15 protein-coding genes are annotated in these 22,786 nt (G+C 69.7%); 14 read left to right on the forward strand and 1 reads right to left on the reverse strand.

The annotated features are described in order from the left end of the window. Window positions 1-6: 6 nt before the first annotated feature. The 5 genes from FU260_RS08920 to FU260_RS08940 all read left to right on the forward strand — a co-directional run bounded on the left by FU260_RS08920 (window position 7) and on the right by FU260_RS08940 (window position 7,259). Window positions 7-627, forward strand: coding sequence for a response regulator (locus FU260_RS08920; protein WP_147919403.1), 621 nt, complete (start codon window positions 7-9; stop codon window positions 625-627). 74 nt (window positions 628-701) lie between these two features. Next, window positions 702-2,063, forward strand: a complete 1,362-nt coding sequence (locus tag FU260_RS08925; RefSeq protein WP_235912171.1) for a dipeptidase — start codon at window positions 702-704, stop codon at window positions 2,061-2,063. 118 nt (window positions 2,064-2,181) lie between these two features. After that, window positions 2,182-5,058 (forward strand): AfsR/SARP family transcriptional regulator, encoded by a 2,877-nt coding sequence (locus FU260_RS08930; RefSeq protein ID WP_147916736.1) that lies wholly within the window; start codon window positions 2,182-2,184, stop codon window positions 5,056-5,058. 90 nt (window positions 5,059-5,148) lie between these two features. After that, window positions 5,149-6,648: an APC family permease gene (locus FU260_RS08935; RefSeq protein ID WP_147916737.1), complete on the forward strand. Its 1,500-nt coding sequence runs from the start codon at window positions 5,149-5,151 to the stop codon at window positions 6,646-6,648. Then, on the forward strand, window positions 6,645-7,259 hold the full coding sequence (locus tag FU260_RS08940; protein WP_147916738.1) for a GNAT family N-acetyltransferase: 615 nt from the start codon (window positions 6,645-6,647) through the stop codon (window positions 7,257-7,259). The genes FU260_RS08935 and FU260_RS08940 overlap by 4 nt, the downstream gene beginning before the upstream one ends. Here FU260_RS08940 and FU260_RS08945 read toward each other — a convergent pair. Further along, window positions 7,256-8,344, reverse strand: a complete 1,089-nt coding sequence (locus tag FU260_RS08945; RefSeq protein ID WP_147916739.1) for a LacI family DNA-binding transcriptional regulator — start codon at window positions 8,342-8,344, stop codon at window positions 7,256-7,258. The two genes, FU260_RS08940 and FU260_RS08945, sit on opposite strands and share 4 nt — an antisense overlap. 214 nt (window positions 8,345-8,558) lie before the next feature. Here FU260_RS08945 and FU260_RS08950 point away from each other — a divergent pair, with 214 nt between their 5' ends. The 9 genes from FU260_RS08950 to FU260_RS08990 all read left to right on the forward strand — a co-directional run bounded on the left by FU260_RS08950 (window position 8,559) and on the right by FU260_RS08990 (window position 22,720). Beyond that, on the forward strand, window positions 8,559-10,895 hold the full coding sequence (locus FU260_RS08950) for a beta-xylosidase/alpha-l-arabinosidase (protein WP_147916740.1): 2,337 nt from the start codon (window positions 8,559-8,561) through the stop codon (window positions 10,893-10,895). A 40-nt stretch (window positions 10,896-10,935) separates the two neighbouring features. Next, window positions 10,936-11,064, forward strand: a complete 129-nt coding sequence (locus tag FU260_RS24110) for a hypothetical protein (RefSeq protein WP_235912211.1) — start codon at window positions 10,936-10,938, stop codon at window positions 11,062-11,064. Window positions 11,065-11,205: 141 nt separating this feature from the next. Then, complete coding sequence (locus tag FU260_RS08960) at window positions 11,206-12,288, forward strand: LacI family DNA-binding transcriptional regulator (protein WP_147916742.1); 1,083 nt, start codon at window positions 11,206-11,208, stop codon at window positions 12,286-12,288. Between the two features lie 11 nt (window positions 12,289-12,299). Further along, the gene (locus FU260_RS08965) at window positions 12,300-14,630 is read left to right on the forward strand and encodes a glycoside hydrolase family 3 N-terminal domain-containing protein (protein ID WP_147916743.1); all 2,331 of its coding nucleotides are present in this window, start codon (window positions 12,300-12,302) and stop codon (window positions 14,628-14,630) included. Beyond that, window positions 14,623-15,609, forward strand: a complete 987-nt coding sequence (locus FU260_RS08970) for a sugar phosphate isomerase/epimerase family protein (protein WP_147916744.1) — start codon at window positions 14,623-14,625, stop codon at window positions 15,607-15,609. The genes FU260_RS08965 and FU260_RS08970 overlap by 8 nt, the downstream gene beginning before the upstream one ends. Further along, window positions 15,606-17,420 (forward strand): dihydroxyacetone kinase family protein, encoded by a 1,815-nt coding sequence (locus tag FU260_RS08975; protein WP_147916745.1) that lies wholly within the window; start codon window positions 15,606-15,608, stop codon window positions 17,418-17,420. Before FU260_RS08970 ends, FU260_RS08975 begins: the two co-directional genes overlap by 4 nt. A gap of 106 nt (window positions 17,421-17,526) precedes the next feature. Continuing rightward, window positions 17,527-18,477, forward strand: a complete 951-nt coding sequence (locus tag FU260_RS08980; protein ID WP_147916746.1) for a 3-hydroxyacyl-CoA dehydrogenase family protein — start codon at window positions 17,527-17,529, stop codon at window positions 18,475-18,477. A gap of 209 nt (window positions 18,478-18,686) precedes the next feature. Next, on the forward strand, window positions 18,687-20,717 hold the full coding sequence (locus tag FU260_RS08985; protein ID WP_210418228.1) for an alpha-amylase family protein: 2,031 nt from the start codon (window positions 18,687-18,689) through the stop codon (window positions 20,715-20,717). Between the two features lie 2 nt (window positions 20,718-20,719). Further along, window positions 20,720-22,720 carry an alpha-amylase family protein gene (locus FU260_RS08990; protein ID WP_147916747.1) on the forward strand — a complete coding sequence of 667 codons (2,001 nt, stop codon included), beginning with the start codon at window positions 20,720-20,722 and terminating at the stop codon, window positions 22,718-22,720. Window positions 22,721-22,786 lie beyond the last annotated feature (66 nt).

Raw genomic sequence — 22,786 nt, forward strand, 5'->3', positions numbered from 1 at the left:
CGCGTGATGATCGTGGACGATCACGAGATCGTCCGCCGCGGCATCGCCGAGCTGCTCTCCAGCCACCACGATCTGAGCGTGGTGGCGGAGGCCTCCACAGTGGCCGAGGCGACCAGGCGGATGGGGCTGGTGCACCCGGACCTGCTGCTGGTGGACCTGCAACTGCCGGACGGCACCGGCCTGGACGTGATCGCCGCGGCCCGCACCGAAGCACCGGCGGCCCGGTCGGTGGTGCTGACCTCGTTCGGCGATGACGACGCCGTGGCCGCCGCCCTGGATGCCGGAGCGCACGCCTTTGTGCTGAAGTCGGTACGCGGGGACGAGATCATCGATGCGGTGCGCGCTGTGGCCGCTGGGCGAACGTTGCTCCGCGACCGGCACCTGGACCGGCGCCGCAGCAGCGACGATCCGACCGCCACCCTCACCGCGACCGAGCTGCGGGTGGTGGACCTGATCGGTGACGGCTGCTCCAACCGGGAGATCGCCGAGCGGCTCGGCACCGCGGAGAAGACGGTGAAGAACCACGTCACCTCCCTGCTGGCGAAGATGGGGCTGCAGCGGCGCACCCAGGTCGCAGCCTGGGTAGCCGGCCACCGTGGCGGGCGCTGGCGCACGGGCGGGCGTTGACCGCTGAACCACTGACTACTGACCACACTGGCGTGCACCGGACCACAGCATTCGACAACGGAGGAACGACGAGAGTGTCCACCCGCGAGGAAAACCTACCCACCGCCGTCGAGGAGCTGATGCCCCGCGCACTCAGCGATCTACGTGACCTGGTCGCGTTGCGTTCCGTCCAAGACCCGGCGGTCGAAGACCCGCAGCAGTGCCGGCTGGCGGCCGAGTGGGCGCGTCAGGCCTTGCTGGACCTCAGCCTGAGCGATACCGCCCTGGTGCCCACTCCGGACGGCAGCGACGCGGTGATCGGCCACTACCAGGGCCCGAACGGAGCGCCCCGGGTACTGCTCTACGCCCACTACGACGTGCAGCCCGCCCCGCCTGCGGACTGGGTCAGCGACCCGTGGACGCTCACCGAGCGCGACGGTCGCTACTACGGGCGCGGTGCGGCCGACTGCAAGGGCAGCATCGTCACCCACCTGACCGCGCTGCGCGCCCTGCTCGCCACCGGGGATCTGCCGGTCTCGCTCACTGTGGTGCTGGAGGGCTCCGAGGAGCAGGGCACAGCCGGGCTGGAACAGTACGTGGCCGCCCACCCGGAGGAGTTCGCCGCCGAGGCGATCCTGATCCAGGACACGGGCAACGTGCGGGTGGGCCAGCCCACGCTCACCGTGGCACTGCGGGGGGTGGCGGATCTGGTGGTGGAGGTCGAAGCGTTGCACGGTGAGCTGCACTCGGGCGCTTTCGGCGGTGCCGCCCCCGATGCGCTGGCAGCGCTGGTCTCGATGCTGGCCACCCTGCGCGATGCCGAGGGGAACACCACGATCACCGGTCTGGACGCCACCGGCACCTGGCCGGGCGCCGGCTACGACGCCGAAGCCTTCACTGCCGACGCCGGGATGCTCGAGGGCACCCACGTGCTCGGCTCGGGGGCTGTGGCCGATACCCTCTGGGCGCGGCCCGCGGTCACCATCCTCGGTATCGACGCACCCGCGGTGAGCGGCGCGGTGGCCGCGATCCAGCCACGCGCCGCCGCCCGGCTGAACCTGCGGGTGCCACCCGGGCAGGACGCTGGAGCGGCCGCTGAGCTGCTGCGGACCCACCTGGGACAGGTCGCACCCTGGGGCGTGCGGGTACGCACCGAGGTGCAGGGCCTCGGCTCCCCGTTCGGGGCACGCACCGATACGACGGCGTTCGCCCAGCTCAGCCAGGCACTCACCGAGGCGTTCGGTACTGCGACCATCACGGCCGGGCAGGGCGGATCCATCCCATTGACCGCGGCACTCGCCCGGGCGCAACCGAACGCCTCGATCGTGATGCTGGGGCTGTCCGACCCGGCCAGCCAGATGCACGCCCCGAACGAAAGTGTGCATCCGGACGAGATCCGGCACACCGCGCTCGGGGTGGCGCTCTTCCTGCACCGCCTCGGCGTATCGACTACCTGACTCGCAGCCCCTGGGGGTAGCCTGCCCACTCTGTGCCCAGGTCGTCATGTCAGGGGTGCGCCAGAGCGCACCTCTCGCCTGACGACCGGCAGCGAGCGAAGAGTAGGGAGGGGCCGAGATGAGGTTCCGGGTGCTGGGGCCGGTGGCCCTGCGCGCCGAGGACTGGCTTGTGCCCGGCCCCGGGCTGCGGAGCACGCTGCTCGGCGCCCTGCTCGCTGCCCGAGGAGCGCCGGTGAGCGCCGACGCGCTCGTGGCGGCGATGTGGGGTGAGTTGCCGGGGGAGGGGGCGCACTCCCGGCTGCAGGTGCACGTGCACCGGCTGCGCAAACTGCTCGACGACGCCGAAGCGGTCAGGCTGATCCGGGAAGGGGCCGGGTATCGGCTCTTGCTCGAGACTGGTGAGCTGGACGCTGAGGTCTTCGACCGCCTCGCCGACCGGGTCCTGGACCGGGACTGTGCGCCCGACGAGGTGGGCGGACTGGCGACGGAGGCGCTCGAGCTGTGGCAGGGGGAAGCCTTCGCCGGGGTGAGCGGGGACCTGGTCGACCCCGAAGCCACGCGGTTGAACGATCGTCGCCGCGCCGTGCTGGAAGCGAAGTTCGCGGCTCGGCTCCGGCTCGGCGAGCACCGGGAGATCCTCGACGAGGTGCGTAGCGCCGCCCGCGCCCACCCGCTCCACGAAGGACTCCAGGCCCAGCTGATGTCCACATTGGCCGCCGGTGGCCGGCGCAGTGACGCGCTCGCTGCCTACCGGGACACCCGGGAGATCCTCGTCGAGGAACTGGGCATCGAACCCGGGCACCAGCTGAGGTCCTTGCACGAGGAGATCCTGCTCGGCGGCGGTACCGGGGATTCCGGTGCGCCGCGACCGCACCAGCTTCCGCCGGCGCCGGTGCGGCTGCTGGGCAGAGAGCAGGAGCTCGCCCGCTTGGACGAGACGCTGCTGACCGGCCCGGCCGGCGGCACCGCGACCCTCACCGGTGCCCCGGGCATCGGGAAGACCGCCCTGGCGCTGGCCTGGGCACACTCGCACGCGGAGTCCTTCTCCGACGGGCAGCTCTACGTGGACCTGCAGGGCTTCGGCCCCGGAGAGCCGCTCTCGACGCAGCGGGTGCTGCTCGCGTTCCTGCGCGCTCTCGGAGCACCCGGAGAAGCGCACAGCTGGCCGGTGGCGGAACAGACGACGTTGCTGCGCAGTCTCACCCATGGCCGGCGCCTGCTGATGCTGCTGGACAATGCCGCTTCCGTCGAACAGGTCCGCCCACTCCTGGCTGGCAGCGGAGGCTGCACTGTGCTGCTCACCAGCCGGCTCAGCCTGAGTGGACTGGCACTGCACGAGGGCGCACAGACGATCGAGGTGCCGCACCTGAGCCAAGCGCGGGCGAGCGAGCTGCTCAGTGGCGCGTTCGGCAGCGACGGCGGGCCAGAGGCACTCGCTCCGCTGTTGGAGTGCTGCGCGGGGCTGCCGCTGGCCCTGGCGATCGTCGCCGAGCGGGCGCGGTCGACGCCGGGCGCCACAGCGGCGGACCTGGTGGCCGAGATCACGGCGACCGCCGGCCGGTTGGACCGGTTCGACCTGGGGGAGGAGGACGGCAGCCTGCGCAGCATCCTCACCTGGTCCTATCAGTCGCTGAGCGAGACGGCTCAGCTGGTCTTCCGCACGATGGGGGCCTTTCCCGGGTTCGGGCCGGATATCGGGGCACTGGCAGCGATCAGCGAGCAGGACTACCGAACGGCCGCGCGGGCGGTGGATGAGCTGGTCCGCGCGCACCTGGTCACCGCCGAGGATGTGCAGCTGCGCCAGCACGACCTGCTCCGGGACCTGGCTGCCGAGCTGGCCGAGGCGCAGGGGCCCGCCCTGGACCAGGGGGCGGTGACCCGGCTGATCGCGTATTGGGTGCTGCGTGGCCGTCAGCTCCTGCCCCGGTTCATCCCGGAGCCGGTCCGAGCGGTGGACCTGGCCGAGCTCGGCCTGGTCCAGGCCCCGGACTTCACCGACGACGAGCGGGCCCGCCGTTGGTGGGGCCAGCACTTGCCGAGCCTGTTAGATGCTGCGGCACTGTCCGGTGCGTACCCGGTGCCCAGCCTCGACCGCCTCATCCTCGTGCTCTCCCGGACGGTGGCAGCCATCGCTGCCGCGACCGGTGCCACGGCGAAGTGCGTCCCACTGACGGCGGCCGCCCAGGACGCCGCGGAACGCGTCGGCGAGCGGCACGATGTGGTGCGCACCCGGCTGCAGCACGCCACCGCCATGGCCGGGTGCAGCGTGGATGCGGCTATCGACGCCTTTCGCGGGGCCATCGCGCTCGCGCTGGACAGCGGCGAGCTGGCGCAGGCAGCGATCGGCACCGGTAACCTCGGTCTGCAGCTGGCCCGCGCCAACGACGCGGACGCGGCGCGGGAGCACTACCAGGAGGCTGTTCACCTCGCCGAGGGTGCCGGGGACGAGTTTCAAGCGAACTTCTGGCGGTGCAACGTGGCCTCCCATGCCTTGCGCACCGGTGACCTGCCGACCGCCGAACGCTACGGGCGACGAGGACTCGAAGAAGCCCGGCGGCTCGGCAGCGACCGAGAGATCACCGCCGCCAGTGCCGCCCTGGCCGAGGTGGCACTGCGGCGCGGCGACCTGGACGGCGCCGAGTCCTGGACGGCGCAGGCTGCCGAGCACGCCCGAGCGAAGGGTCTCGCCTTCCGGGAAGCGGACGCCGAGGTGCTCTTCGGTGCTATCGCCGCCGAGCGCGGACGCCTGGAGACCGCGAACGAGCACTTCCGCCGGGCGGTCACCCTGGCGAGCCAGGTACGGCGCTCGGACATCGTCGTCGTCGCCTATCTCACCTGGGCGGAGGCGCTCGCCGCACACGGCTCAGCAGACGCGCGGTCCTGCCTGGCCGAGGCAGGAGCAGTCGCCCAGCAGTCGATGGAACGGGAGTCCCTGGTCGCTGTGCAGGAGAAGACCCGGGAGGTGGAGCGGCTGCTCGTCGCCCAGGCGTCCTAGCGTTCCGGTGCTGCCTCGGAGCCGGTGCTGCCGACCAGGCGGCACCGTGATGAAAGGGCGATGAAAGCGCCCCCGGTCATGGTGACGGCCATGACTGACACCGTGACCCAGGCGCCTGCCGCCCAGCCGACGGAGCGCTCGTCGCTCGCCAAGGACCGGCTCGGCGTCAGCGCGGTGATGTGTTTCATCGCCACCGCTGCCACGCCGATGACGGTGGTCGCCGGGGTGATGACCACCGGCTTCGCCACCACCGGTCTGATCGGGATCCCGGTCGCCTTCCTCGCCGTCGGCGCCATGCTGCTGCTGTTCAGCGTGGGCTATGTGGCGATGGCGCGCCGGGTGCGCAACACCGGGGCGTTCTACGCCTACATCTCCCACCTGGGCCGCCCCGTGGGGGTCGGCGCCGCCTGGGTGGCGCTGATCGCCTACAACGCGCTGCAGGTGGGCCTGTACGGACTGCTCGGCGCCACTGCCGCACCGATGCTCGAGCAGTGGTTCGGACTGAGTGTGCCCTGGTGGGCGGTCGCCGCCGGGTGCTGGCTGGTGGTTGCTGCCCTTGGCCTGCAGGCGGTGGACGTGAACGGGAAGGTCCTCGCCGCACTCCTGGTCACCGAAGTGGCGATCATCGTGGTGCTGAGCGTGTCGAACGTGCTCACCCCCGCCGGCGGCGCGCTGGACTTCGCCGCGTTGGCACCCAGCGAACTGGTCGGCCCGGGGGCCGGCGCGATCCTGGTGCTCGCCGTCCTCGGCTTCATCGGATTCGAGGCCGCCACTGTCTACGCCGAGGAGAGCCGCAATCCTCGGCGCACCGTGCCGGTGGCCACGTACACCTCGGTGATCGCGCTCGCAGTCCTGTACACGTTCGCCGCCTGGGCGATGACGGTGGCCGTGGGCACCGACCAGATCGTCGCTACCTCGCAGGAGCAGCAGACCGGCGTGATCTTCGGCCTCGTCGGCGCCCAGCTGGGACCGACAGTGGTGACGATCGCCGAGGTGTTGCTGATCACCAGCATCGTCGCCGCGACCGTCTCCTTCCACCACACCGTGGCCCGCTACATGTTCTCCCTCGGCCGGGAAGGTGTGTTGCCGCGGGCGCTCGGGCGTACCTCGGCCACCTCTGGTGCGCCTCGGACCGCCTCCATCGTGCAGTCCGTGATCGGAGCTGCAGTGATCGGTGGCTATGCGCTCGGCGGGCTGGACCCGCTGGTGGAGCTGTTCTTCTACGCCGGCACCGCCGGCGGGCTCGGTGTGCTGATGCTGATCACCACCACCGCGATCGCCATCGTGGTGTTCTTCGCACGCACCCCCGGTCGGGAGAACGCCTGGCGCTCCCGGGTGGCACCGGTGGCCGCCGCGGTGATCCTGCTGCTGGTGTGCACCGCAGGGATCGTGAACATGCCTCAGCTGCTCGGTACCCCGCCCGGTTCGGCGCTGCCCTGGGTCGTTCCGGCCGTCTATGTGGCGGCCGCTGTCGCCGGCATCGCCTGGGGCCGGGAGCTGGCCCGGTGCCGGCCGGAGGTCTACCAGACGATCGGCCTGGGCGCCGGCGCGGCAACCGAAGAACGATCCTCGACAGGGGGCCTGCGATGAGTACCCCGACCCGGCCGACCACCGACGCCGCCGCCACGGACCAGATCGGTGTGGTCGCCGACGTGATCGCTACCGCCTTCCACCGCCTGGCCGTGAGCAAGTGGCTGGTCGCCGATCCGGAGGAGCGGTTCGCCGCGCAGCGTGGCCAGTTCGGCATCATCGTCGAGCACGCCGCCGAGCACGGGCGGATCTACCTCGATGCCGACCACCGGGCCGCCGCCGTCTGGCTGGACTACACCCAGCCGATTCCCGAGCCCGCCGATTACGACCGCCGGCTGTTCGATCTGTGCGGGCCACACACTCCGCGGTTCGCCGCCCTGGACGTCGCGTTCGAGGAGAACCATCCCCGGGTGGCGCACCAGCACCTCGCGTTCATGGCAGTCCTGCCGGAGTACCAGGAGCAGGGGCTGGGTAGCGAATTGGTGGCCGCCCACCACGAGGTCCTGGATCGCGAGGGCACACCGGCGTACCTGGAGGCAGCCAACCTGCGGGTGGCGCGGATGTACGGCAAGTGGGGCTACCGGATCATCTCCCGCATCGACCTTCCCGGGGGGCCGAGCATGTGGCCGATGTGGCGGGACCCGAGCGCGGCCGGGGAGGGCCGCCGCTAGCTGCGGGCTCCGGCCGGCGGCGGCGCGGTGCTCTCTCGGACCACCAGCTCGGTGGCCAGGTCCACCCGCAGCGCCGGGGGCTGCTGTCCCTCGGCGAGGGAGAGCATCATCGACGTCGCGGTCTTGGCCATCGCCCGCAACGGCTGGTTCACCGTGGTCAGCCGCGGGGAGAACCAGTCTGCGAGCGGCAGGTTGTCGTAACCGACCACGGACAGATCACCCGGCACGCTCAGTCCCAGCTCGCGCGCGGCCCGGAGCACACCGACCGCCTGCATATCCGCTCCGGCGAAGATCGCCGTCGGCCGGTTCGGGCGAGCGAGCAGGTCGATCGCGTGCTCGTAGCCGCCGGCGATGTAGAAGTCTCCCCAGCGGATCAGATCCGGGTCGTAGGGCAGGCCCGCGCGCTCATGGGCGCTGCGGAAACCGTCCACCCGGGCACGGGAGCAGAGCACGTCTTTCGGGCCGGAGATCACCGCGAGACGCCGGTGCCCGAGTTCGATCAGGTGCCGGGTCGCGGACATGCCGCCATCCCAGTTCGTCGACCCCACGGCCGGTACCCCGGTGGGCGGTTCACCATCGGTGTCCAGCGCCACGAACGGGATCGACCGGGACTCCAGCTGCTCCCGCTGGGCGGAGGTGAGCGTGGACATCACCAGGATGACGCCGAGCGGGCGGCGAGCCAGCACGCCGTCCAGCCAGGCCTGACCGGGGCGGTGCGCACCGCCGGAAGCGGTCAGCACGACGCTGGCACCGAGGCTCGCAAGCGTCGCCTCCACACCGCGCACGATCTCCAGCGCCCATTCCGACTCCATCTCGTGGAACACCAGGTCGACCAACGGGGGGCCGGACGGAGACGGGCCACGGGCGCGCCGCTTGTACCGGTGCCGCGCCATCACCTCCTCGATCCGCGCCCGGGTGGCTGGTGCCACGTCAGAGCGTCCGTTCAGCACCTTCGAGACCGTGGGCACCGATACACCGGCTTCGGCCGCGATCGAGGCAATCGTGGCCCGTGGCCGCGCTGACCCGGTGGTCGCGTCGGTCGCAGAGGCAGCGGGGGGACTATCCGGTGCGGAGGAGGGGGGCATCGCGGTCTCGGAGCTCCGGCAGGGGTCGATGTCAGGGAATTCGTCGCGTGGGACTCGGCCGATAGAGACTGAGCACCTTCGCAACTTTCGAGAATGACGTTAGCAGGTGTGCAGAGGGCAACGGTTGACCTCCGTCGTTGGGCGCAGTAATGTCCCCATATTATCGGATGTTGCTCCGATAGTTGCGAAGCGTATGAATGACGAGGGAGTCTGAATGACGGTGCCGACCCGGTCCCCGGCCGCTGCCCGGTGGCATGACCCCCAGGTTCCCGTCGGGCAGCGGGTGGAGGCGCTGATCGCGGATCTCACTCTGGAAGAGAAGGTCGCTCAGCTCGTGGGTCTCTGGGTCGGTGCGAACCCGGAGACCGGGGATGTCGCACCGCAGCAGTCGGAGATGGCCGGCGATCCGGTGATCTGGTCCGAGGCGATCCGCCACGGGCTCGGCCAGCTCACCCGGCCGTTGGGTACCGTGCCGGTCCCGCCGCACGACGGTGCGCAGGCGCTGGCCCGGTCGCAGCGGGAGGTGCAGGCGGCCAGTCGGCACCGGATCCCCGCGCTGGTGCACGAGGAGTGCCTGGCCGGCTACGCCGCCTGGCAGGCCACTGCCTATCCGGTTCCGCCGAGCTGGGGAGCGACCTTCGATCCGGAGCTGATCGGCGCGATGGCCCACCAGATCGGTACCGCGATGCGCTCGGTCGGGATCCACCAGGGCCTGGCCCCGGTGCTGGACGTCACCCGGGACTACCGCTGGGGCCGGACCGAGGAGACGATCAGCGAGGACCCGTACCTGGTCTCGGCGATCGGCACCGCCTACGTCCGTGGTCTCGAGGACGCCGGCATCATCGCCACGCTCAAGCACTTCCCCGGATACTCCGCCTCCCGGGCCGCCCGCAACCTCGCCCCGGTCTCGATGGGACCACGGGAGCTGGCCGATGTGATCCTGCCCCCGTTCGAAGCAGCCTTGCGATACGGCGGCGCCCGGTCCGTGATGCACTCCTACACCGAGATCGACGGTGTGCCCACTGCTGCGGACTCCGGGTTGCTCACCGAGCTGCTGCGCGAGCAGTGGGGCTTCACCGGCACCGTGGTCGCCGACTACTTCGGCGTCCGGTTCCTGCAGACGCTGCACCGCGTGGCCGCGACCGCCGGAGAGGCCGCGGTCGCGGCACTGCACGCCGGTGTGGACGTGGAGCTGCCCTCCGGAGATGCCTATCTGGAACCGCTGCTGGAGGAGATCCGCGCGGGCCGGACCGAGAAGGCGTTGCTGGACCGGGCGCTGCGCCGGGTGCTGACCCAGAAGATCGAGCTCGGTCTGCTGGACCCGGACTGGGACCCCGAACCCAGCGGGGCGGTGGTCCTGGACGACGAGGCGAGCCGGGACCTCGCCCTGCGCTTGGCTCGCCAGGCGGTCACCGTGGTCGCTAACGACGGCACCCTGCCGTTGCCGCCAGGCGCACGGATCGCCGTGGTCGGGCCGCTCGCCGACGAGGCCGCCGCCATGCTCGGCTGCTACTCCTTCCCGGCGCATGTCGGTGCCCGCTACCCCGATCATGCCGTGGGCATCGAGATCCCCACCGTCCGGGCCGAGCTGGCCGCACGGCGGCAGGTCAGCTTCGCCGAGGGTGGCGACACCATCGGCGGTGAGCAGACCCAGATCGAGCAGGCGGTCGCTGCCGCTCGCGGGGCCGACGTGTGCGTGGTGGCCGTCGGTGACCGCGCCGGGTTGTTCGGGCGTGGGACGTCGGGGGAGGGCTGCGATGCCACCGATCTGCGCCTGCCCGGGGCCCAGCAAGACCTCGTCGACGCCGTACTGGCCACCGGCGTACCGGTGGTGCTGGTGGTGCTCAGCGGTCGACCGTACGCGCTCGGGCAAGCGCTCACCAGCGCTGCGGCGATCGTGCAGGCGTTCTTCCCCGGCCAACTCGGCGGGCGGGCGATCGCGGAGATCCTCACCGGTGAGACGAACCCCTCCGGACGGCTCCCGATGAGCCTCCCCGCGCAGCCGGGCGCCCAGCCCGGCACCTATCTGTCCGCTCCGCTCGGCCGAGCCAGCGGAGTCTCGGCTATCGACCCGACACCGGCGTTCTCCTTCGGCCACGGGCTCAGCTACGCCACGTTCGACTGGGACGAGGCGGTGCTGACCAGTGGCCCGGAGTGGGACGTCGCCGGCACCGCGACCGTCGAGGTCACGGTGCGCAACACCGGGCGCCGGGCGGGCACCGAGGTGGTGCAGCTCTACCTGCACGACTGCGCCGCCCAGGTGACCCGGCCGGAGGCAGCGCTGATCGGGTTCGCCCGGGTGCCGCTGGCCGCCGGCTCGTCGGCCACGGTGCACTTTGACATTCCCGCCGACGTCACCTCGTTCACCGGCCGCGATCTGCGCCGCATCGTCGAACCCGGACCGGTCGAGCTCCGCCTCGCCCGGTCGGCGGCCGATACCGCCAGCACGGTGCAGGCCAGGCTGGTCGGCGCCGTGCGCGAGGTGGGGCAGGAGCGGGAGATGTTCAGCGCCGTCACCATCCAGGACCCGCGATGCCAGGCAGGGGGATGACGGCCGGATCGGCTACCTGCTCAACCACAGCGGCGCGGAGCTGCCGGTGACGCTGCACGCCTCCGGGACCGATCTGCGTTCCGGCGACCGGGTGGCAGGCGGCGAGCAGGTCACCCTCGCCACTGCGGAGGTGTTTGGTCTGGGTACTCGATCCGTCTGCGCCGCCTAGGTGATCGAAAGATTGCGCAAATTTACTGGGACGGATTGTCGGCACCCTCGGCGAGAAATACGCGCCATGACAGCAACTTCCCCTGTGCCAGGTGTTCAAGCCTTGGCTTCCGCCGGACAATCTGACTAGTATCGTCTGATAATGGTTGCGAAAGAGTTTCGAGAATCGCGCGATGCTCTGGCGGAGGGGTCCGTCGATCGTCGCCGGCCGACGCTGGGTGATGTGGCGCAGCGCGCCGACGTCTCTGCTCCCACAGTCTCGAAGGTGCTCAACGGGCACACCGACGTGTCTGCGGCTACCCGGAAGCGGGTGCAGCAGGTGATCGACGAGCTCGGCTATGTTCGGCGTCAGGCACGAGGCGCACCGGGGACGTCGGGCGTCGAAGTCATGGTCGATCGGATCGTGACACCGTATGCCGCCGAGATCCTTGGCGGAGTGACCTACGCCGCCGAGAACGTCGAAGCAGATGTGATCGTCGGCCGGTTCCACCGCTCGGGACCCGACCAGACGCCACTCCCACCGCAGGCATGGGCGCGACGACTGGCCAGCCGCGGGCGGTCGGGGGCGATCGTGCTGACCGCGCACCTGAGCCCGAGCTATGTGCGAGAGCTTCATCAGGAGCACCTACCGGTAGTTGTGGTCGACCCGCTCGACCTGACCAATCCGGAGGTGCCGAGCGTGGGCTCGACGAACTGGGCCGGCGCCTTCGCCGCCGCCGAGCACCTCCTCGGCCTGGGGCATCGCCGGATCGGTGCTATCGGCGGACGCCAGGACTCGATCGCTGCGAATGCGCGGATCTCGGGCTACCGGGCGGCACTGGGCGCAGCCGGGATCGCTGCGGCGGACGAGCAGGTGGAGTTCGCGGGCTTCGACTTCGACTCCGGCCAGGACGTCGCTCGAGGCTGGCTGGAGCGGCAGGAGCGGCCGACGGCGATCGTCGCGGCCAGCGATACCCAGGCGCTCGGCGTGCTCTCCGCGGCGGCGCAGCAGGGGCTTCGGGTGCCTGAGGATCTCAGCGTCGTGGGCTATGACGACACCCATGTGGCCCGCTGGTCCGTCCCGGCCCTGACCACTGTGCGTCAGCCGTTGCACGAGATGGGCCGAGTCGCGCTGCAGATGGTGCTCGATCTCGCCCAGGGTCTTCCGATCAGTGCCAGGCACATCGAGCTCGCCACCGAGCTCATCGTCCGTGACTCGACCACAGCAGCACAGAGCCAGGAGTAGAAGGAGGATCGATGAACGCTCGCCATCCGGCCCCCGAGACAACGCCGATCTGGGCCGATGCAGGCCGTAGCGTCCACGATCGCGTCGAGGGGTTGCTCGCCGAGCTCACCGTGGCCGAGAAGCTCGCCCAGCTCGGTAGCTATTGGGACGATCGACGCAGCACCGGTGAAATCATCGCACCCTTACAAGACGTCTTTCAGCAGGGACGCCCGTCCTTCGACGAGGCGGTCCAGGACGGTATCGGCCACCTCACCCGGGTGTTCGGCACGCGGCCCACGACGGCGGCCGGCGGCGTGCGGGCGCTGAACGCAGCGCAGCACACGGTGCGTTCCAGAAGCAGGTGGGGCATCCCCGCGATCGCCCATGAAGAGTGCCTCACCGGTTTCACCACGCTCGGCGCTACGGTCTATCCCTCGCCGCTGGCCTGGGGCGCGACCTTCGATCCGGAGGTGATCGAACTGGTAGGGGCAGCTATCGGTGCCGATATGCGTTCGGTCGGCGTGCATCAGGGCCTGGCGCCTGTTCTGGACGTCGCCCGGGACTATCGGTGGGGCCGGTTGGAGGAGACCATCGGTGAGGACCCCTACCTGGTGGGAATGATCGGCACCGCGTATGTTCGCGGGATGGAGTCGGCCGGTGTGGTCGCCACGCTGAAGCACTTCGCCGGCTACGCCGGTTCCCGGGGCGGACGAAACCACGCTCCGGTAGCCATCGGGCCGCGAGAGCTCGCCGACGTCGTCCTGCCTCCCTTCGAGATGGCGATCCGGTTGGGTGGCGCACGTTCGGTGATGAACTCGTACTCGGAGATCGACGGGATGCCCGTGGCGGCCGATGCCGAGCTGCTCACCCGGGTCCTCCGTGAGGAGTGGGGCTTCGAGGGGACGGTCGTCTCCGACTACTGGTCCGTACCATTCCTGAAGTCCAAGCACGGAGTGGCCGCCACAGTGGCGGAGGCGGGCGTGGTCGCGCTCCGGGCCGGGCTGGACGTCGAGCTGCCGGACACGAGCGGTTTCGGGCTCCTCGGGCCCCTCGTCGAGGACGGCAGGTTGGACGAAGCCCTGGTCGACCGCGCTGTGCGGCGAGTGCTGCGGCAGAAGGTCGAGCTCGGCCTCCTCGACCCGCAGCAGGAGGCGCCTGGCACGGCCGACGTCGACCTCGACAGCGACACCAACCGCAGCTTGGCGCGGCAGGTGGCCGAGGAGTCGATCGTCCTGCTGGAGAACCGCCAGGACCTGCTTCCGCTCGCAGACCAGCCTCGGCGGATCGCCGTCATCGGTCCGTGCGCGGACGACCCGCGCGCGTTCCTGGGCTGCTACTCCTATCCGATCCACGTCCTGGCGCGCCATCCCGAGTATGGTCTCGGCCTCGAGGTGGACTCGTTGCCCGAAGCGCTCGCCAGCGAGCTCCCCGCTGCCGAGATCGTCACCGCTCCTGGGTGCCCGCTCGCTGAGCCCGACCGCACCGGCATCGCCGATGCCGTCTCGCTCGCGAGCTCGGCCGACGTCGTCATCGCGGTGGTCGGGGACCGCGCGGGGATGTTCGGACGCGGAACCTCTGGTGAGGGCTCCGATGCCGTGGACCTCAACCTCCCCGGAGTCCAGGGAGAGCTGCTCGACGCGCTGCTCGATGCCGGAACCCCGGTGGTCATCCTCAGCCTCTCCGGGCGACCGTATGCGCTTGGCCGGTACCGCGACCGCGCCGGCGCCCTCGTCCAGGCGTTCATGCCTGGTGTCGAAGCAGCCGGTGCCTTGGCCCGCATGCTCTCCGGCCGCATCGATGCCGGCGGACGACTGCCGGTGGAGATCCCCGCGTCGACCGGCGGTGCACCGCACACCTACCTCGGCCCGGCGCTGCAGCACGACGGCGACCGCATCTCGAACGTGCGGGTCGCGCCCGCATTCCCGTTCGGTCACGGCCTGTCCTACGGCAGCACCCACTGGGAACCACTGGTCGTCGAAGACCGGGAGATCCCCATGGACGGCACGGTGCGCGCCTCGGTGACCGTGCGCAACACCGGGGACCGACTGGCCTGCGACGTCGTCCAGCTGTACGCCCACGACCCGGTAGCGAGCGTGACCCGGCCGGTCCGCGAGCTGGTGGGCTTCCAACGGTTGCGGCTGGACCCCGGGGCGAGCAAGACAGTGACGTTCGCCGTGCATACCGACAGGTTGTCTTTCACCCGCGGCCGGGCGGAGCGGGTGGTGGAGCCGGGGGCTGTGGAATTCTTCGCGGCGCGGTCGTCGCTGGAGGTGGTCTCGTCCGAAGTGGTCGAACTAGTGGGTCCAACTCGATGCGTGGCCCCTGGCCAGCGCGTCCTGACGACGGAGGTTGAGATTGTCTGAACAGTTCACTGCCCGGTCGTGGCCGATCGCGGCCAGTACGCTGCCCTTTGCCGGAGTCACCCGTGCGGGCCGGCTCCAGCACGAGGCTGATGCTGGTGAGTGGGCGGCAGTCTTCGATGAGGTGGCTGCGGCGGGGTTTGATCATGTCGATCTGACCGATAGCTGGCTGCGGGTGGGGGATGTGGCCGCCGAGCGGTATGGCGAGCTTGCGGCGGCGGCTGCTGAGGCGGGTGTGGCGTTCGGCTCGGTCTCGGTGATCCGGCAGAGCGTGATCCACGCCGAACGTGGTGCGGAGAACCTTGCCTACAGTCATCGCACGATCGAGGCGGCTGCTGCACTGGGGATCGAGACGGTCTCGGTGGGGTTGCATCAGGAGCTGAGTCCTGCCCAGCGTGAGGCGTTGTGGTTCTGGACCCAGCCGGGTCATCAGGACCGCCCGGAGGACTGGGACCTGGCAGTGGCGCGGTTGCGTGAGCTCGGCGATCATGCCGCACAGGTCGGGGTGCTGTTGTCGTTGGAGATGTACGAGGACACGTTCCTGGGAACGGGTGAGTCGGCAGTGCGCCTGGTTGAGGACATCGGTTCGGAGGTGGTGGGGCTGAATCCGGATATCGGGAACCTGGTCCGGTTGCACCGGCCGGTGGAGACGTGGCGCAGTCTGCTCGAGGCGACGCTGCCGTACACGAACTACTGGCATGTGAAGAACTACTCCCGCACCGAGGATCCCGATCGGGGTCTCTATGTGGCGCTGCCGGCGACGATGGAGAGCGGGCTGATCGACTACCGGACCGGTCTCAAGCTCGCGGTGGAGTATGGCTTCCAGGGCGTGATCTGCACGGAGCACTACGGCGGTGACGGGCTGAGCGTGTCTGCGGCCAACCGCGACTACCTGCGCCGGCATGCGCTGCCCAAGCGCGGCGACTATGAGCTGGGGCGCAGCCGGGTGCGCCAGATCAACCGGTCTGGGGCAGCGTCATGACGAGGCTGCACAACGATCCCGATGAGTTCGTAGCGCAAGCGTTGGAGGGTTTCCTGGCCGTGCACAGCGGCGCGGTGCGCGGGGTCGACGGCGGTGTGGTCCGGGCTCAGGAGATGTCCGAGGGGCAGGTCGCTGTGGTGATCGGGGGCGGGTCGGGGCACTATCCGGCATTCGCCGGCGTGGTCGGGCCGGGCCTGGCGGCGGGGGCGGTCTGCGGCAACATCTTCACCTCGCCCTCGGCGGGGCAGGCCTACCGGGTGGCCACGGCGGCCGAGGCGGGTGGGGGAGTGCTGTTCTCCTATGGCAACTATGCCGGTGACGTGATCCACTTCGGCAAGGCCGAGCAGCAGCTGCGGGCGGAGGGGATCGATACCCGCACGGTGCTGGTCACCGACGATATCGCCAGCGCACCGGCGCAGAATCACCTGGAGCGGCGGGGGATAGCCGGGGATCTGGTGGTGTTCAAGATCGCTGGTGCCGCTGCCGAGCGTGGCGATGGTCTGGATGAGGTCGAACGTCTCGCGCGGCTGGCCAACGAGCGCACCCGCAGCCTGGGGGTCGCGTTCGCCGGGTGCACGTTCCCGGGCGCGGACGAACCGCTGTTCACCGTCCCGGAGGGAATGATCTCCATCGGGCTGGGCATCCATGGTGAGCCCGGTATCCGTGATGTGCCGGCGATGGGCGCTGACGAGCTGGCCGCCACACTGACCGCGGAGCTGCTCGCGGACGTACCGGCCGATCGCGGTGATCGGGCGGTCGTACTGGTCAACGGGCTGGGTACGGTGAAGTACGAAGAGCTGTTCGTGCTCTACCGCGGGGTGGCCCGCGAGCTGGAACGAGCCGGGGTGAGCATCGTCGAACCTGAGTGTGGGGAGCTGGTCACGAGCCTGGATATGGCCGGGGTCTCGGTGACGCTGCTCTGGCTCACCGAGGAGCTCGAAGAACTGTGGAGTGCACCGGCACACACGCCGGCCTTCCGGAAAGGAACCCTGACCGGCACCGGCACCGGCACCGGCACCGGAGTGGGCATGGGCACCGGCACGGGAGTGGGCATGGGCACCGGAGCGGGCAGGGGCCGGGCCCAGCACCACCGCGCCCGCGCCTCGGCGGCGCCCCGGCCGGTAGCGGTGCCCGCGGCCTCGGCCCGCTCGCTGGAGCAGGCTCGGGCCGCGATCACGTGGCTGAGCACAGCGCAGACCACGCTGCACGAGCACGCCGAAGAACTGGGCCGCCTGGATGCCGTGGCCGGTGACGGTGACCACGGGGTCGGCATGACCCGGGGGATCGACGCCGCCCTGGCGGCCGCATCCGTAGCCGCAGGGGACGGGCTGCGTGCGCTGCTGGCTGCGGCCGGGGAGGCCTGGAGCGAGACCGCCGGGGGTACCTCCGGTGCTCTCTGGGGCGCCGCACTGCAGGCCCTCGGTCCGGTCCTGGACGACGTCGACCTCGTCAGCCAGCCGCGCACGTGGGGCACCGCGGCCCGCGCAGCCCTGGAGACCATTCAGCAGCTCGGCAAGGCTCAGCCGGGCGATAAGACCATGGTCGACGCACTCGACCCGTTCGTTCGCACGCTCGAAGAACGCCTCGGTGCGGGCGAGGCGCCGGTCACCGCGCTGAGCGCCGCGGCCGATGCCGCCACCAGCGCGGCCGAGCAGACCGCACGACTACGACCAGCCCTCGGGCGTGCCCGCCCGCTGGCCCAGAAGAGCCTGGGACACCCCGATCCCGGGGCGACCTCGCTCGCCCTGGTGACCTCCGCCGTCGCCAGCTCACTGGCAGGACCACAGCAGAGGCGACCTGACCTGACCTGACCAGACCGGCCAACACACCCAGCACACCCAGCCCCCGCCTCAGCTACTCGGTCGAACGCTCGGACACGATCGCAGCCATCACCGCCCACGAAGAGGAACAGACACGATGACCACACCCACGATCGCCATCGTCGGCTCCGGGTACATGGGCGGAGGCATCGCCCAGATCTTCGCCCTGGCCGGCCATCAGGTCCGCATCGCCGACGTCGACGCCGCCACCGCGCAGTCCAACTATCAGCGCATCCTCACCGAAAGTCGCGAATTCGTCGATGGCGGTCTGCTCGCGCCGGGCGCAACCGAGACGATCCAGACCAACCTGTCCGCGGCGAACACCATCGAGGAGGCGGTCGAGGGCGCCGACTTCGTCGAAGAGGCAGTTCCCGAGATCATCGAGATCAAGCACACGATCCTCGGCCGGATCTCCGCTGCGAACTCCAGCGCCACGATCGGGAGCAACACCTCGACGATCTCCATCGAGGCACTCGCCGGCGGGGTGAACGGCCCGGAGCGATTCCTCGGCGTGCACTTCTCCAACCCGGCTCCGTTCATCCCCGGCGTCGAGGTGATCCCGCACCCGGGGACCGACCAGGCGCGCATTCCCGGCGTCGAACACCTCCTGCTCGGCATCGACAAGATTCCCGCTCGGGTGAAGGACAGCACCGGGTTCGTGCTGAACCGCCTGCAGTATGCGCTGTTTCACGAAGCCACCCAGCTGGTCGAGGAGGGGGTGGCGACCACGGAGGACGTCGATGCGATCGTGCGGACCACGTTCGGCTTCCGACTGCCGTTCTTCGGCCCGTTCGCGATCGCCGACATGGCTGGTCTCGACGTGTACGACTTCTGCTACCGATCCCTGCAGACACGCTTCCCGGAGCGCTTCGCCACTCCTGAGTCCCTGACCGAACTGACGGAGGCGGGCAAGCTCGGGACGAAGACCGGGGGAGGCTACCGGGACGTCGACCCGGACCGGATCGCCGACCTGGTGGCCTACCGCAACCGCGCCTACGCACGGATGAAGGAGGTTCTGGCCGAGCTCGGCCCGTCGCCGTTCGAGTGACCTGGCTGCTGGGCCGCGTCCAGCTGCGGGAAGCCACGCCCGGGCATCGACCTGACCATCACATCTTTGCTTACAAGCACTCATGTTAGACTGTCTAACAATTCGTGCGACGAAAGTGAGCAGATGTGACAACGACGGATGCCCGACCCGCAGATGTGACGAGCGTTCGATCGCCGGAGTGGTATCACACGGCGACGCGGTGGACCCAGGTGACGTTCACCGACGATGACCCGGGGACCTTCGACCTCGATTTCTGGGTGGACCTGATGAAGCGCACCAGGTCCAATGCGCTGTGTGTGAGTGCCGGCGGATACATGGCGTTCTACCCCACGCAGCTGCCGTACCACCGCCGCAGTGCCAACCTTGGCGACGGCGACGCGTTCGGTGATCTCGTCGCCGAAGCGCGCGCACTGGGTATGCACGTGATGGCGCGGGTGGACCCGCATGCGATTCGTGCCGACGCCGCACAGGCTCATCCCGAGTGGCTCGCGCGAGACGAGGACGGCAATGCGATCGAGCACAGCTCGATGCCCGGGGTGTACTGGACTGACCCGTTCAGCACGTATCTGACCGAGCACATCACCGAGATCGCTCAGGAGATCACGCGCGAGTACGACGTCGACGCACTCTTCGCCAATCGCTGGGAGACCGTCAAGGGCGTCTCCTACTCGGAGCCGGTCGCACGGCGGTTCCACGCCGATACCGGTTATCACCTCCCGCGGGCGAGCGATCTCGAGGATCCGGCGTGGCCCGCCTACAGCGCCTGGCGCAGTCATCGGTTCAGCGAGCTGGTCGGCCGGTGGGACGATGCGGTCCGGTCGGTCAAGCCGCACGTGCGCTTCATGCCGAACCGCTCGGCGTCGCTCACCCGGGACCTGGTGCGCGAGCTGATCGAAGACCGCTACCCGATGTTCGTCATCGACAAGCAGGGCCGCTGGGATGATGAGCCCGCGTGGATCCCGGGCCAGATCGGCAAGCGCGCCCGGGGGCTCTGGCCGGACCGTCCAGCTGCCCTGCTCGCCTCCGTGGGCACCGAAGATCACGTGCTGCGGTGGAAGGACTCGGTGACGAACCCGCACGAGCTCCGCAGCTTCGTGGTGGACGGCTTCGCCCAGGGTGCGCGGCCGTGGTTCTCCAAGTTCAAAGCGGACCTGTTCGACCACCGCTGGGTGGAGCCGATCGTTGAGGCCTTCGACTGGCACGCACGCACCGAGCACCTGCTGGAGGGCCTGACGGTCACTGCCGACGTCGCACTGTTGGACTGCCGCGCCCCGCTCGGCCCCACGCCGTGGCAGCTGTCCGACCGACACCCGCGGGCGCATGAGGACGGCGTCTACCAGGCGCTGATCGAGGCCAGGATCCCGTTCGAGTACATCGCGGACGAGACGCTCACGGCTGAGCGCCTCGAGGGAATCAGAGTGCTCGTCCTGCACTCCGGATCCGACCTGGACCCGGAGCATGTGCAGATCCTGGAGGACTATGTCGCCCGGGGAGGCAGCATCGTCGCCGCCTACGATGCCTCGCTCACCGGCCAGAGCGATCGCCGGCTCGCCCTGGGCGAGACGCTGGGCGTTCGCCTGGTCGAGGACGTGCGCGGCCCGGTCAAGAACAACTACATCACCCTCACTCCGGGCCATCCGGTCTCGGCCGGCTACGACGGTGCTACCCGCATCGTCGGTGGTACCCGGGTGCTCGGGGTCGAAGCGGTCGACGATACCGAGGTGGCCTTTCGCTTCATCCCGGACTATCCCGACCTGCCGATGGAAGAGGTCTATCCCCGCAGCTTCGATGGCCCGCCAGCTGTGGTCACGCGAGAGCACGAGACTGGGGCGCGGACCGTCTACATTGCCTTCAACATCGGCGAGGTCTACTGGCAGGCACTGCAGTCCGACCATGGCCGGCTGATCGCGAACGCGGTGCGGTGGGCACTCGGAGGTACTTCGCCGCGGGTCGAGGTCAACGGCTGCGGGCTGATCGACATCGCGGTGCGCGAGGGCCAGGACCAGCTCGCAGTATCGCTGGTCAACCTCAATCACCCGATGGCGATGCGCGGGCAGCGGCACGAGACCGTGGCGTTGGTCGACCAGACGATCGTGGTCCGGTTGCCCGCGGGCGTCTCCTCGGTCACGGCACGCCTCGTGCTCGCCGATCAGGAGATCGAGGCCACGGTCACCGGCGGGCTCGCGACGATGCGCCTAGAGCGCCTCGACCTGTTCGAGACCGTCCACCTGGTGTGGTGAGGATGGCCGCGCAGACCGGCCCCTGGTGGCGTGCGCCGTTCCGCGGGTTCCAGACCAATCTCCGGCAGATCGACCCGAGCGGGCTCGATGTCGAGAAGGTGCTCGACACCATCGAGGAGTATGGCGCCGACACCTGGCTGCTGAGTGTGGGCGGCATCATCGCGAACTACCCCAGCGAGCTCGACTGTCAGACGGTCAACCCGACGCTGGCCCAGCGTGCTTCCGGGGACGTCATCGGTGACGCGGTCGCGGCTGCTGGCCGGCGTGGCATCCGGGTGCTCGCTCGGATGGACTTCTCGAAGATCGACCGGCGGCGGTCGGAGCGGTACCCGCAGTGGTGTTTCGTCGGCCCGGACGGCGAGCCGCAGGTCTACAACGGCTACCGCAGCGTGTGCCCGTCGAGTGCGTACTACCAGCAGAAGATGTTCGACGTCGTCGGGGAGGTGCTCGGCCGATACGACATTCGCGGCTTCTTCTTCAACATGATGCACTTCAACGAGTACGACTACTCACGCCGGTACCGGGGAGTCTGCCAGTGCGAGTCGTGCCGGGTGGCGTTCGCCGCCCATGCGCCCGGCGTTGCGCTACCGACCGGACCGTCGTCGTCCGGATACGCGACCTGGCGCAGCTTCGCGACCGAGACCTTGGAGGACCTCAACCAGAGGATGAGCGAGCACATTCGGTCGCTCGCGCCGGAGGCGGCCCTCCTGCTCAAGGACAACGCTGACGTCACCTACTACGAGGCCAACAACGCCGTAGGGCGACCGTTGTGGCACACGGCGACCGCCGAATCGGTGAGCGCCTCGCGCACAGCGGACCCGGAGCGCACGGTGTACGTCAACTGTGTGGGCTTCGTCGATATGCCCTACCGGTGGGCCGGCGAGGATCCGCACCACTTTGCCCAGTACCTCCTGCAGACGATCGCACACGGCGGCAGTCCCTCGACCTACGTGATGGGGCTGCCGGAGACGGGCGGGTATGACTGCCTGACGATGGGGTCCTGGATCACCCGATTCCATCGGGACAACACCGACATGTATGCGGGCCTGCGGTCGGCCGCCCGCGTCGGGCTGGTGCGGGGGACGGGCACGGGGACTGATGCCGCGCAGCGGCTCGCGGAGTTCCGTGGCTGGTACCAGTCGTTGCAGGAGTCCCACATCCCGTTCGATGTGGTCCGCCAGGACCTGCTGAGCGACGAGCTGGCGTCGCGCTATGACCTGTTGATCCTGCCGGCGCTCGGTGCGCTCGCTCCCGATGCGGTGGCAGCGGTCGAGGCGATCCTCGCCGCGGGCGGCACCGTGGTCGCGGTCGGGGACTCGGCGTGGCACAAGGGGGACCTGCAGATCGGGACCGCTGCGCCGCTTGCGACGCGAACGGCACAGTTCACTACTCAGGAATCGTTGTTCTCCCTGCACCTCCCGGTGGGCTCCGGGTACGCACCGGCGATCGGTGCCTTCGAGGTGCTGCAGGGGCGCGAGGGTGCCGAGGCGGACTGGTACGCCCTCGGTCGGTCGACCTACGGTCCGCCGGAGCTCTGCTACGGCAACGAGCCCACCCCGCACCCCGGTTGGCTGGCCGGAGCCGAGGGGCCCGGACAGCTCGCCCTCGTGCCCTGGCGGCCGGGGCAGGCCTTTCACGAGCTCGGTCTGCACCGAGTGCGGGAGGGCCTCATCGACAAGGTCCTCGAGCTGACCGGCCGTGCGGACCAGCTGCGGATCGAGACCGACCTGCCCGGGCAGGTGCAGCTGGTCCTCGGCCGCAACTGGTCCGGGGCCACGGTGCTGCATCTGCTGAACCGATCGGGCGATAAGCCCCAGCGGTTTGTCGAACCGCTGCCGATAACCCCGGGTGCGGTGCGTATCCCGAGTGATCGCGAGCCGGTACGGGCCCGCGCCCGGGTGGCTGGCGTCGACCTCGAGTGGACGTTCACCGGGACCCACGTCCAGGTACAGACACCGGAGCTGGGACTCTTCGAGGTGATTGAGTTAGACATGCAATCTTGACAGACAGTCTGACATGTATAAGTATTGCGGTACGACAGGCCCTGCGGGGCACTCACTTCCAATGAC

The sequence above is a fragment of the Ruania zhangjianzhongii genome (assembly GCF_008000995.1).
GTDB classification, from domain to species: Bacteria; Actinomycetota; Actinomycetes; order Actinomycetales; family Beutenbergiaceae; genus Ruania; species Ruania zhangjianzhongii.

Bases quoted from the DNA above. Each gene is read 5' to 3' on its own strand.
- FU260_RS08990 (WP_147916747.1), top strand. From the start codon at position 20,720: ATGGCCGCGCAGACCGGCCCCTGGTGGCGTGCGCCGTTCCGCGGGTTC.
- FU260_RS08920 (WP_147919403.1), top strand. From the start codon at position 7: ATGATCGTGGACGATCACGAGATCGTCCGCCGCGGCATCGCCGAGCTG.
- FU260_RS08960 (WP_147916742.1), top strand. From the start codon at position 11,206: ATGGTTGCGAAAGAGTTTCGAGAATCGCGCGATGCTCTGGCGGAGGGG.
- FU260_RS08940 (WP_147916738.1), top strand. From the start codon at position 6,645: ATGAGTACCCCGACCCGGCCGACCACCGACGCCGCCGCCACGGACCAG.
- FU260_RS08950 (WP_147916740.1), top strand. From the start codon at position 8,559: ATGACGGTGCCGACCCGGTCCCCGGCCGCTGCCCGGTGGCATGACCCC.
- FU260_RS08935 (WP_147916737.1), top strand. From the start codon at position 5,149: ATGACTGACACCGTGACCCAGGCGCCTGCCGCCCAGCCGACGGAGCGC.
- FU260_RS08945 (WP_147916739.1), bottom strand. From the start codon at position 8,344: ATGCCCCCCTCCTCCGCACCGGATAGTCCCCCCGCTGCCTCTGCGACC.
- FU260_RS08975 (WP_147916745.1), top strand. From the start codon at position 15,606: ATGACGAGGCTGCACAACGATCCCGATGAGTTCGTAGCGCAAGCGTTG.
- FU260_RS08965 (WP_147916743.1), top strand. From the start codon at position 12,300: ATGAACGCTCGCCATCCGGCCCCCGAGACAACGCCGATCTGGGCCGAT.
- FU260_RS08930 (WP_147916736.1), top strand. From the start codon at position 2,182: ATGAGGTTCCGGGTGCTGGGGCCGGTGGCCCTGCGCGCCGAGGACTGG.
- FU260_RS08980 (WP_147916746.1), top strand. From the start codon at position 17,527: ATGACCACACCCACGATCGCCATCGTCGGCTCCGGGTACATGGGCGGA.